We start from the raw sequence: 11,313 nt of genomic DNA on the forward strand, positions 1-11,313 counted from the left end.
TTAGTGGCGGAAGTGTCGCACTCCCGTCACCACCATGGCCATCCCATGTTCGTCCGCGGCGGCAATCACCTCCGCGTCCCGGACAGACCCGCCCGGTTGGATGACCGCCGTCGCCCCTGCCCGGGCCGCCTCGTCCAGCCCGTCCCGGAAGGGGAAGAAGGCATCCGAGGCCACGGCGCTCCCCTTGAGGGCCTCGCCACCCCGCGTCATGGCGATGCGCACGGAGTCCACCCGGTTCGTCTGCCCGCCACCCTGGGCCAGCAGCTGCGCCGGGGCCGCGAAGACGATGGCGTTGCTCTTCACGTGCTTGCACACCTTCCAGGCGAAGCGAAGGGCCCGCTCCTCCTCCGGCGTGGGGGCGCGCTTGGACACCACCTTCCACTCCAGGGGCGGCTCCACCGCGTCCCGGTCCATCAGCAGCATTCCCCCGGACACGCTGCGCGCGTCCACCTGGGGCCGGGGCGCCGCCGTGGCGGACGCCAGCGCGGGGCCCGCCTCCAGGAGGCGCAGGTTCTTCTTCCCCGCCAGCACCTGGAGCGCCACCGCCGAGTACGACGGCGCGATGACCGCCTCCAGGAACGTCTCTGCCATGGCCTTCGCCGTGGCCTCGTCCACCTCCCGGTTGAAGGCGACGATGCCGCCGAAGGCGCTCACCTCGTCCACCGCGCGGGCGGTGCGGTAGGCCTTCTCCAGCGCGTCGTCCACCGCCACGCCGCACGGGGTGTTGTGCTTGATGACCACCGCGCAGGGCTTCTCCGGGAACTCCAGGACGAGCCCCAGGGCCGCGTCCAGGTCCAGGATGTTGTTGTACGAGAGCTCCTTGCCCTGGAGCACCTTGGCGAAGGCGACGGACGGCTCCTTCGGGGCGGCGTATTCCTTGTAGAAGGCGCCGCGCTGGTGCGGGTTCTCCCCGTAGCGCAGGCCCTGCACCTTGCGGAACGCGAGCGACAGCTCTTCGGGGAAGGGCTCCTGGGCCTCGCCGGACAGCCACCCGGAGATGGACGCGTCGTAGGCCGCCGTGTGCGCGAACGCCTTGCGCATCAGCCGGCGCCGCGTCTCCAGACCCACCGACTTCTGGCCCTCAATCTCCGCGAGCACCGGCGCGTAGTCGTCCGGGTCCACCACGATGGCCACGTGCTGGAAGTTCTTCGCGGACGCGCGGACCATCGCCGGCCCGCCAATGTCGATGTTCTCGATGACGTCGTCCTCGCCCGCGCCGGACGCCACCGTCTGGCGGAACGGGTAGAGGTTCACCACCACCAGCGAGATGGGCTCGATGTTGTTCGCCGCCATCTCCGCCTTGTCGCTGTCCAGGTCGGGCCGGCCGAGGATGCCGCCGTGGATGCGGGGGTGGAGCGTCTTCACGCGGCCGCCGAGGATTTCGGGGCTCTTCGTGTGCTCGGACACCTGGGTGGCGGGGATGCTGGCGGCCTTCAGGGCCTCCAGGGTGCCGCCCGTGGAGAGCAGCCGGTAGCCCAGCCGCACCAGGCCCTGGGCGAAGGGGACCAGACCGCGCTTGTCGGAAACGCTCAGGAGAGCCAGCACGTGTGCGCCTCGCAATGGGTGGGGGGTGGCGCGGGTCCTAGCAACCACCCCCTGGGGTGTCAACGCAACACGTCACCCCAGGCCCGGCGCGAAACAGTGCCCTGCCCTCAAGGCTTGCGGGCGGACACGGGAGGCTCGGCCTCCGTGGCCTCACGCAGCTTCATCAGGCCGCGCGTCTCCACCTGACGGATGCGCTCGCGGGTGAGGTTCATGATTTCCCCCACCTCCTCCAGCGTGATGCCGCCCTTCTCCGCCACGTCCAGGGCGCAGGTGTGCTCCAACTCCGTGATTTCCTTGTCCGGGAAGTTGAGCTTGATGGAGCCCGTCTCCGGGTTCACGTCCAGGTAGAGGTTGTGCTTGCAGGACACGAAGAGGCACGGGCGCGGGCCGTTGATGCAGTCCGCGCGGGTGCGCGGCCGCTGCTCGTCCACGAGCTTGAGGGTCTCCGCCTCTTCCGGGTCCAGCTGACCGGCGAGCCTGCGCCGGCGCAGGTCGCGCGCCATCTCCTTGCGCGACATCGTCTTGGAGCGCCGGCGTTCCGCGGGCTGCTCCTCCTCATTCCCCCCCTCGCCCTCCTGCAGCTGCTTCACTTCCGACATGTTTCGTCCTCCAGATGCGTGGAGTCTATCCGGTTCAACAGGACCCGGGGGGGCATCCTATTGCGGCCGGAGCGTTTCGTCTTCGCGCGCCGTGACGGCGCTGCCCAACCGGGCGACATCCCGGACCAGATCCTGCGCCCGTTGCCTGAGCGTTGCCAACTGGGCTTCGAGTGACCTCCTGCGTTCTCCTCCCAGAGGCCGTCCTCCCAGCTCCTCCTGGAACCCGTCCAGCACTTCCGACAAGTCCCGCTGGAGCTGGTCGATGTGGTTTCGGTGGAACACGAAGGAGCGACGGATGTCCTCCAGGGTGTGTCCTTCGGCCATCATCTTCTTGATGACGTTGATGCGCCGCACCGCTTCCACCGGGTAGAGGCCCAGGCTTCCCTGGTGCTTCCCCTTGCGGCCCACACGGCGGCTGCGGGGGAGCAGACCGGCCTGGACGTACTTCCGGAACGTCGCCTCCGAGAGCCTCACGCCCCGGGGCCGGAAGATTTCCAGGATCGCGTTCGCGGGCAAGCCTCCCGCGTTTTCGCGCTCGATGCGCTCGAGTTCATCGGGCGCGAGCAGGTCCATCGATTCCATTGAATAGAGGCTACTGAATGGACGCCATAGGTGCCAGATTCGCGCGTCATTCGTCAAGGAAGACGAGCAGGCGTGCGGGCGGACGTCGTCCGGCCGACGCTGCGCGCCGGCTGCCGGGGGCTTCAGGGGATGGAGGGACGGGAGGCGGGCTTCAGCCCAGCTCGGCTCAGCGTCCGCGAGACGCGCGGAACTCCTGAATCACGGAGCCGTTGGCGGGGACGATGACGGTGAACGTCTTCGTGCTGGTCGGGTGCGCGAAGGTCAGGCTGTAGGTGCCGGCCGGCACCTTGTAGCTCGCGCGGCCCTGCACGTCCCCGAGCCGCTTCGTGCCCAGGAAGACGGTGGCGTAGGGGTTGGCCCGCACCTGGAGCGTGCCCATGGCCTTCGCCGTGTCCGAGGCGGCAGGCGCCGTGGCGGGGTCCGCCGTGGGCGTCGCGGCGGGGGCGGCCGGTTCCGTGGACGGAGGCGGAGTCAGGGTGGCTTCGCGCCGCTGCCCTTCCAGCTCCGAGTCGATGGCCTCCGCGGCCGGAGGCGGGTTCACGATGGGGGCCGTCGTGGGCGGTGGGGTCGCCGCCGGGGCCGTGGCCTGCGCGGGCGGCCTCCCCTGCTCCGCGTCCCGGGCACCGGTGTTCGAGCGGGCCACGGCGAGGACGCCCACCAGACCCGCGAGCCCCACCACGGCGGCTCCAGCCCACAGGGCGCGCTTGCGGTTCGGCGCGACGGGAGGCCCCGGCTCGGTGGCGGAGACCGTGTCGAGCTCACGGTCGTCGGCGCTAGAGCGTTCGTCGGCGGCGAGCGCGACCCGGCGTGCGGAGGCGGTGTCGGACTTGCGGCTCGAGGACTCCGCCCGGCGCGCGGAGGCGGATGACCGCGAGCCTCCGTCCACGGAACGGCTCTCGGACGCACCGGCGTCGTCATCAGCGGAGCCGGCCCAGGCCATGGAGTTCTCGTCGCTCGGGGACTCAGCCCGGGCGGCGGGGACCTCGCGGGATTCGCTGCGCCGGGCGAGCGGCGCTTCCCTTCCCATGGACTGCAACGGCATCTGCGGCGTGGGCTGAGGAGGACGGCCGTTCGGAGCCGGGTCGTCTCGCGACAGCACCAGCGTCGTCCCGTGGCGGTCCTCATCCGGCGAAGCGCCCCGCTTCGCTCCCGAGGCGTGCTCGCGCGACGGCATCACCGCCGTGGGTTCGCGGGGCGGCGCTCCGGCGGCGGGCAGCGCGCCATCCTCCAGCGCGGTGCGCTCCGGGAGCGCGGGCAGCGCCTGGTTGCTCGCCGCGATGGGGAACAGCGGCCGGACGAACGCGCCCACGTCGGTGTCGTCCACGGAGCGGGCGTGGTTCAACACGCACTGCGCCAGCGCGCGCTCCAGCTCTCCCGCCGTCTGGAAGCGCTTGGACAGGTCTCGCTCCAGCGCGCGGCAGATGACGGCGTCCAGGTCCGGCGGCACGTCCGGGTTGAGGCGCGCGGGCGGCACGATGGTGCTCTCCTGCACCGCGCGCAGGACGGCGATCTCCGAGTCCCCCTGGAACAGGCGCCCGCCGGTGAGCAGCTCCCACAACACCACGCCCAGCGCGAAGACGTCGGTGCGCACGTCCACGCTCTCGCCCCGGGCCTGCTCGGGGGACATGTACGCGAACTTGCCCTTGAGCACGCCGGGGTTCGTCAGCTTGTTGCCCGCCTTCGCGATGCCGAAGTCGGTGAGCTTCACCGCGCCGTCGTAGGACACGAGCACGTTGTGCGGCGTGACGTCCCGGTGCACCAGGTTCAACAGCTCGCCGTTCACCCGCAGGCGGTGGGCGTAGTGCAGGCCGCGCGCGACCTCCGCGCCGATGTGCGCCACCAGCACGGGCGGCATCGGCGTCATCGCCTCCTTGCTCCGCTTGCGCAGCTCCCACAGCGAGCAGCCGCGCACGTACTCCATCGCCAGGTAGTAGGTGTCCTCGTGCTTGTCGAAGTCGAAGATCTGCACCACGTTGGCGTGGTTGAGCCGCGAGGCCAGCCGCGCCTCCGCGATGAACATCTGCACGAAGTCCGGGTCGCTCGCGAGGAATGCCCGCACGCGCTTGATGACGACCTCTTTCTCGAAGCCCTCCGGCCCGCGCGCGGTGCACAGGAAGATCTCCGCCATGCCCCCTTCGGCGAGCTTGCGGCGCACGACGTACTTGCCGACGTGGGTGCCTGCCTCGAGCGTCACGGAAGGGTCCAAGGCCACGCCTACTCGAACTTGACCGTCACCACGTTGAGGTCGATGGGACGCACCTCGATGCGGCGGCTGACAGTGCGCTTCAGCTCGGGGTTGGTGAACTTGCAGTCATACGAACCCACGCCCAGCTTCACCGGCTGGAACGGCGTCTCCCCCAGCTTGCGGCCGTTGCATGACACCTCCGCCCAGGGCGTCACCACGAAGCTCACCGACGCGGCCCGCTCCGCGGCGCGCGCGGCTTCACGCACCTCCGCCGTGGCCACGGGCGTCTTCACCACCGGCGCGGGAGCCTGCGCGACAGGGGACTCCTGGGCCTGCTTCACTTCGGGGGCCGCGGCGTCCGGCTCACGGGGAGCGGCCGCGCCGGAAGGTCCGACGCCGGGCTCCGGTGTCGTCGAAGCCGGCGGCGCCGACGCGGGCGGCTCCGTGCCGGGCTTTCCGGACGACGGCATCGGCACGAGCTTCAGCGGCCCTACGTCGAGCCGGCCGGACGGCGGGATGACGACCTGCGTGCGCAGCTCGCGGTAGCCTTCCTTGATCAGCACGACCCAGTAGCGGCCGGGCTTCACCGTCGGCAGCGTCAGCGGCGTGCGCTCCGGGAGCACCCGGTCCTCGAAGACGACGCGCGCGCCCGCGGGCTCGGACTCCACGTGCACACCGCTGGCGCCGGGGCCCAGGCTCCACACGAGGGCGACGCCCACCAGGATCGCGACGAGCACGATGGCGGCGTACAGGAGCCCCCGGCGCCTGGGCGGCTCCACGGCGGACTGCTCGGTGAGCGTGCCGGTGCGGGCCGGCGGCACCCACGCGCCAGGCATGGGCGCGCGCGACGCGGAGCGCGGCGCGGTGGACGCGGTCATCTCCTCGATGGTCGCGTGGGGCGCGGGCACCGGGAGCCGATGGCCACGGTGTTCACCGGACGGCGTGGGCCCGCCCGGACGGGGGGCTGGAATCTCGGAGCGCGGCACGGCGCGCAGGTCCTGCGTGGGGCCCTCGTCCACGTCCGCGCGGGAGACCGAGCGCATGTCCAGGGTCGAGTCGTCCTCGTCATCCCGGGTCAGCGTCGCCGTCAGGGAGCGATGATCCAGCGTGGGACCGTCCTCTTCAATCTGGAACGCGCCGGAGATCTTCCCCTGCGTGTCCACCATCGCGAGCGTGGGACCGTCCTCCTCAATCTGGAACGCGCCGGAGATCTTCCCCTGCGTGTCCACCATCGCGAGCGTGGGACCGTCCTCTTCAATCTGGAACCCGCCGGAGAGCTTCCTCTGCGTGTCCACCATCGCGAGCGTGGGACCGTCCTCGTCCTGCGTCACCGTCGGGAGGGACGGCTCCTCCAGGCGCACCGGCCGGGTGCTCCGCGAGGGCGGTGACTCCAGGGCCCGCCGCGAGCCCGTCATGCCCCGGGGGGCCTCGGCGTTGCGGACCTCGGAGCGGGGCTCCGGCCGCGCATCGACGGACCGGGCCTCCACTCGCGGGTCCGCGTTACGGACTTCCGAGCGAGGCTCCGGACGGGCATCGACGGCGCGGGAATCCACTCGCGGATCCGCGTTGCGAACCTCGGAGCGGGGCTCCGGGCGGGCGTCGACGGAGCGGGCCTCCGCGTTGCGCGCGTCCACCCGCGCCTCCGCGTTGCGGCCTTCTGGACGGGTGTCCGGGCCCCGGACCTCCGAGCGAGCCCCACCCGCCTCCGCGTCCTCGCGGCGCGCCTCCACCTTCCCACTGGGACGGCTCGACCGGTTCGGACGCAGCGTGGTGGTGGGCTCGTTCTCCGTGCGCCCCGGCGCCGTCGCGGGCCGCATCGCGGAACGGCGCGGCGCGGGCGGCGGAGCCCCCCCCGCCTCCTCGTCCGTCACCTGCACCTCGCCGGAGCGCGCCTCCTCCGTCAGGCGGTCCGCGTACAGCTCCCCCATGTACCCGGCCAGGTCCGCCGCCGTGCCGCACGGCTGCGGCTGCGACGCGAGCCACCCCTCCAGCGCCCACTGCAGCTCCTGCGCGTGCTGGAAGCGCGCGTCCGGCTCCTTCGCGAGCGCCTTGAGCACGATGGCGTCCAGCTCCGCCGGCACCCGGGGCGCCACCTGCGAAGGCGCCGGTACGTTGCACTCCGCCACCGCCGACAGGGTCAGCATGTCGCTGTGGCGCTTGAAGAGGCGCCCCCCGGTCAGCAGCTCATGCAGCACCACGCCCAGCGCGAACACGTCCGAGCGGCGGTCCACGCGCTGCCCGGCGGCCTGCTCCGGCGACATGTACGAATACTTGCCCTTGAGCACCCCGGAGCGCGTCACGGTGGCCTGATCCGCCGCCTTCGCGATGCCGAAGTCCACCACCTTCACGCCACCGTCGAACGTCACCAGGATGTTCTGCGGTGACACGTCCCGGTGGACGATGCCCAGCGGGCGCCCCGCCGCGTCCGTCTTCTTGTGCGCGTAGTCCAGGCCCGCGCACGCCTCCAGGAGGATGCGGCACACCAGGGGCACCGGCAGCGGACGGCCCGCCGTCTCCGAGCGCTTCCAGAGCCGGCGCGCGTCCACGCCATGGATGTACTCCATGGCGATGAAGAAGGTGTCCGCCTCCGCGCCCAGGTCGTAGATCTGCACGACGTTGGGGTGAGCGAGCCGGGCCGCGATCCGCGCCTCGTCCAGGAACATCCGGACGAACTCGTCGTTCTCCGACAGGTGCGGGAGGATCCGCTTCAACACCAGCAGCTTGTCCGGAGCATCCGAACCTGGCCGGCGTGCGAGGTAGATCTGCGCCATGCCGCCCGTGGCGAGGCGCTTCAGGAGCTGGTAGCTGCCGTAGGTTTCGATGGACACGGCCGGACGCGAGGTGGCGAACCCCAAGCGTAAGCGGCCGGGCCAGGGGAATCAAACATCGAATCCCCCTGGGCTTTTTCCGGTTCCACCGGGCGTGTGCCTAGCGCCGGGCGGCCCGGACCTCGCGGGTCTCCCGCATCAGGGCCTCCAGTTCGTCCAGGTGCCGCTTGAGCACCGGCATCAGCACCGGGGCCGCATCTACCCGGTCGAACAGGTCCAGCACCCGGTCCACCTTGCGCTCGATCTCCTGCGCCCTCACGGGGCTGATGCGCCGCAGGAGCATGTCCGCCCCGGCCTCCATCAGCACCCGGGCCACCGCGTTCCGGTCCGCCAGCGGCTCCTGCTTGCGCTGCCCCTCTCCACGGATGACCCGCAGTCCCGGCGCACCGGCGCGCGGAGAGGACTTCAGGGGCTCATCGGGCATCCAGGTGCTCACAGCGCCTCCAGGGCAACAGCGTGCAGACGCTCCGCAGGGTACACACCGAGGGAGCGCCTCCAATTTTCTGGTCATCCGCACAGGCAGATGCAGTGCTGTAGCACCGGGGTCTGACAACCCCGTTCGGGGCCGGATGGCCGGCCCGTCACGGGGTCCACACCCACAGCTTCTTCACCGTTCAGTCGTTGGCGCAGGCGCGGCGGTAGGTGATGGCCACCCTGGAGCCCGGCGGCGGCACCACGCTGAACACCACGCTGTTGGACGCGGCGTCATAGGTCCACCCGCTGGGGGTGGCGGTGCCGTTGACGGTCACCACCACCGTGCCCGCGTCGGGCTCCTCGCTCAGCGGGAAGCGGTCCTGCGCGCTGAACGCCTTGCTGGCCACCTGCCGGAGCAGCGGCGCGTAGTCCGCCGCGCAGACGTTGAGCACCTCGCCGCCCGTCTGCGCCGCCGCGTCCGCGTACCGGGTGCCGGTGCCGCCCGCCGTGGCACAGGACGTCTTGGTGGGCGCGATGGCGAAGAACGTGGCCCGCTGCGGCTGGTTCTCACCCTTGCGCTGCTGCGCCCACTGCACGTACGTGGAGACCGCGTCCGGCGAGTGGTCGTCCTCGTCGCCCACGAACACCACCACCAGCGCCGCGGAGTCGCGCAGGAAGCCCGCGTTGCCGTCGTTGGCCAGCGGCGTGCGCGGATCATCCACGTTGTTCACCAGCGGAGACGTGAGCGCGCGGCGCATCGCCTCAAAGCCCTGCTCCACCTGGGCGCACTGGCCCACCTGCACGTTCTGCTGGAGCACCTGCGTCACGTTGGCCGTGCCCAGGGTGAGGATGCGCTGGCGGCTGTTGTCCGCCGGGAAGAAGCGGCCGGCCTCGCCACCCAGCGCGCCGCCCGGGCACGCGCCGGACACCGCGGAGATGCCCGTCGTCGTCACCGCCATGTTCACGTCCACCGCCTTGTTGCGCGCGGCGTCCACGAACGCGGGGATGGCGGACACGAGCTTCGGGTGCTCCTCCACCATGGACGCCGTGTTGTCCACGACGAACAGCACGTCCACCTTGCTCACGTCCTGCTGCACGAAGGTGTCCGTCTTGTCCGTCTTCTTCGACGACTCGCCGATGAGCGGCACCATCAGCGGGATGGGCAGGTCGCTGGAGTCCACGAAGAGCGGCGACAGGTTCATGCCCGTCACCTGCGCCAGGTAGTCCACCCCCACCGTGAAGGACTCACCCGGCGCAAGCTGGAACGCGGGCGGCGCCGGGTGGTCCAACAGCTCGAACTCCGTGTCCGTCGTGCCCGGCCCGATGAAGACGTTGGACACTGTGATGGGCGTGGTGCACGCGTTGAGGTAGTTCACCTCGCGCGGCGCCGGGCGGCAGTCCTTGCGGCCCAGGCCGAAGTCCAGGTACCAGGGCGACGCCACCAGGCACGTCTCCTGCGAGTTCGCCATCAGCGGCACCTGCCGCACCGGCGTCACCGGGTTGTACTGCTCCACCTGCAACTCACCGATGAAGTTGCCACCGGTGAAGGGCGCCTGGAACGCCACCTGGAAGCTGAACCAATCCCCCGGGTAGATGATGCCGCCGAAGAGCTCGCCGCCGGGCATCTTGAACACGCCGCCGCCGTCGTTGGCGACGCGGATGTTCTTCACGGGGCACAGGTCCGTGCCCTTGTTCTCCAGCTTCACGCCCAGCACCGCGCCGCGGCCCGGCGGGATGGTGCCGAAGTCCACCAGCTCCGGCGTGACGGTCAATTCACAGGGCGCGTGCGCCTTCGCGCTGCCGAAGAAGTCCAGCTGCACGGTGGCCGCGGAGAACGCGCTCGTGGTCATCACCAGCGCGCCGGACGCGCTGCCCTCGCGCATGGGCTCGTAGAAGACCTCCAGGTTCAGCTCGCCGTTGGCCGGCAGGGTGAACGGCAGCGTCACCGGCTTGTTGTTGAACTGGAGCTGGGCGCCCGTCGCGTCCGGCGTCCAGTCCAGCGTGTTGATGGTGAGCGGCCCCGCGTTGTCCGTGCCGCAGTTCTTCACGTTCACCACCACGCGCACCTTGGAGCCCAGCGGCTGCTCGCCGAAGTCGTACATCATCGGCGACACGCACAGCTCGGACGCGCCGCCAAAGCCGCGCAGCGGCACGGGCAGCGTGGGGTGGCGCCTGCTCACCACGGTGTAGACGGCGCGGTCCGTGGCCGCGCCCATGTGGCCGGGGCTGTAGCGGATCTCAAAGGCGCGCACCTCTCCCGGCTGGAGCACCAGCGGCAGGCCCGTGTTGTTCTGGCTGAAGGACGCGTCCGTGCCATCCAGCATGAGCGACGTCACCGTCACCGGCTCCGTGCTGATGTTGCGCAGGCTGGAGGCCTTGATGGCGTCGCGGTCCACCGGCACCGCGCCAAAGTCCACCACCTCCGGCTCCGCCACCACCGCGCGCTCCAGCGACTCCGCCGTCACCTGCACCGGCACGTCCGCGCACCCGTGGCAGGGCGAGATGGCCAGCGCAACCTGCTTCTTGCCGACCTTCACCGGGTTGAAGGTGAGGGGCAACTCCACGCGCTCGCCCGGGTTCACCGTCACCGGCGCCGCGATGAACTCATCCTTGTCCGCGCCCACCAGCTTGGGCGTCACCATCACCGGCAGTTCCGTGGGGTTGTCCAGCGTCACGCCCAGCGTCTTGGTGGAGTCCGCCTCGATGCGGCCGAAGTCCAGCGCGCGCGGCGTCACCCGCGCCCACGCGTCCACGCCCGCGCCGTTGAGGGGAATCCGCATCAGCGGCTCGATGCGCGTGTCCGAGCGGATCACCAGCACCGCGGGCAGACCGCCCTGCGCCAGCGGCGCGAAGCGCACCTTCAGCGTGCACTCGCTGCCCGGCACCAGGCTGTGCGGGCCTTCGTGGGTGAACTCCGCCTTGTAGGCGCCCTCGGGCCCCTCCACCCAGGCCTCGTCCACCGTGATGCGCGCGCGGCCCACGTTGCGCAGCGTCACCGTGGATTCGCGAGCGTCGAAGACCGCCACCCGCGCGAAGTCGACGCCACCTGGCGTCGCCGTCAGCCGGCCGTCCGCGAGCGACGAGCGCTCCCGGTCCGCGCAGCCCGACAGCAGTCCCACCATCACCAAACCCAGCAGGCCCCAGCGCCCCGTCATGGCAC

At 71.0% G+C, this 11,313-nt stretch carries 7 protein-coding genes; all 7 read right to left on the reverse strand.

Annotation, left to right across the window (positions count from 1 at the left end; genetic code table 11):
- The 7 genes from purH to D7Y15_RS12335 all read right to left on the reverse strand — a co-directional run bounded on the left by purH (position 1) and on the right by D7Y15_RS12335 (position 11,308).
- A complete protein-coding gene (gene purH, locus D7Y15_RS12305; protein WP_120578005.1) occupies positions 1 to 1,545 on the reverse strand; it encodes a bifunctional phosphoribosylaminoimidazolecarboxamide formyltransferase/IMP cyclohydrolase in 1,545 nt (514 codons plus the stop codon).
- Positions 1,546 to 1,652: 107 nt separating this feature from the next.
- Positions 1,653 to 2,144 (reverse strand): sigma factor-like helix-turn-helix DNA-binding protein, encoded by a 492-nt coding sequence (locus D7Y15_RS12310; protein WP_014397952.1) that lies wholly within the window; start codon positions 2,142 to 2,144, stop codon positions 1,653 to 1,655.
- 57 nt (positions 2,145 to 2,201) lie between these two features.
- Positions 2,202 to 2,726 (reverse strand): MerR family transcriptional regulator, encoded by a 525-nt coding sequence (locus D7Y15_RS12315; RefSeq protein ID WP_120525521.1) that lies wholly within the window; start codon positions 2,724 to 2,726, stop codon positions 2,202 to 2,204.
- A gap of 166 nt (positions 2,727 to 2,892) precedes the next feature.
- Positions 2,893 to 4,920, reverse strand: a complete 2,028-nt coding sequence (locus tag D7Y15_RS12320) for a serine/threonine-protein kinase (protein WP_121752680.1) — start codon at positions 4,918 to 4,920, stop codon at positions 2,893 to 2,895.
- Between the two features lie 20 nt (positions 4,921 to 4,940).
- Positions 4,941 to 7,739 carry a protein kinase gene (locus D7Y15_RS12325; RefSeq protein WP_121752674.1) on the reverse strand — a complete coding sequence of 933 codons (2,799 nt, stop codon included), beginning with the start codon at positions 7,737 to 7,739 and terminating at the stop codon, positions 4,941 to 4,943.
- Positions 7,740 to 7,839: 100 nt separating this feature from the next.
- Positions 7,840 to 8,163 (reverse strand): hypothetical protein, encoded by a 324-nt coding sequence (locus tag D7Y15_RS12330; RefSeq protein ID WP_120578020.1) that lies wholly within the window; start codon positions 8,161 to 8,163, stop codon positions 7,840 to 7,842.
- Positions 8,164 to 8,353: 190 nt separating this feature from the next.
- Positions 8,354 to 11,308 (reverse strand): choice-of-anchor D domain-containing protein, encoded by a 2,955-nt coding sequence (locus D7Y15_RS12335; RefSeq protein WP_121752675.1) that lies wholly within the window; start codon positions 11,306 to 11,308, stop codon positions 8,354 to 8,356.
- Positions 11,309 to 11,313: the final 5 nt, after the last annotated feature.

Origin of the sequence: Corallococcus sp. AB030 (assembly GCF_003668965.1) — a bacterium.
GTDB lineage: Bacteria > Myxococcota > Myxococcia > Myxococcales > Myxococcaceae > Corallococcus > Corallococcus exiguus.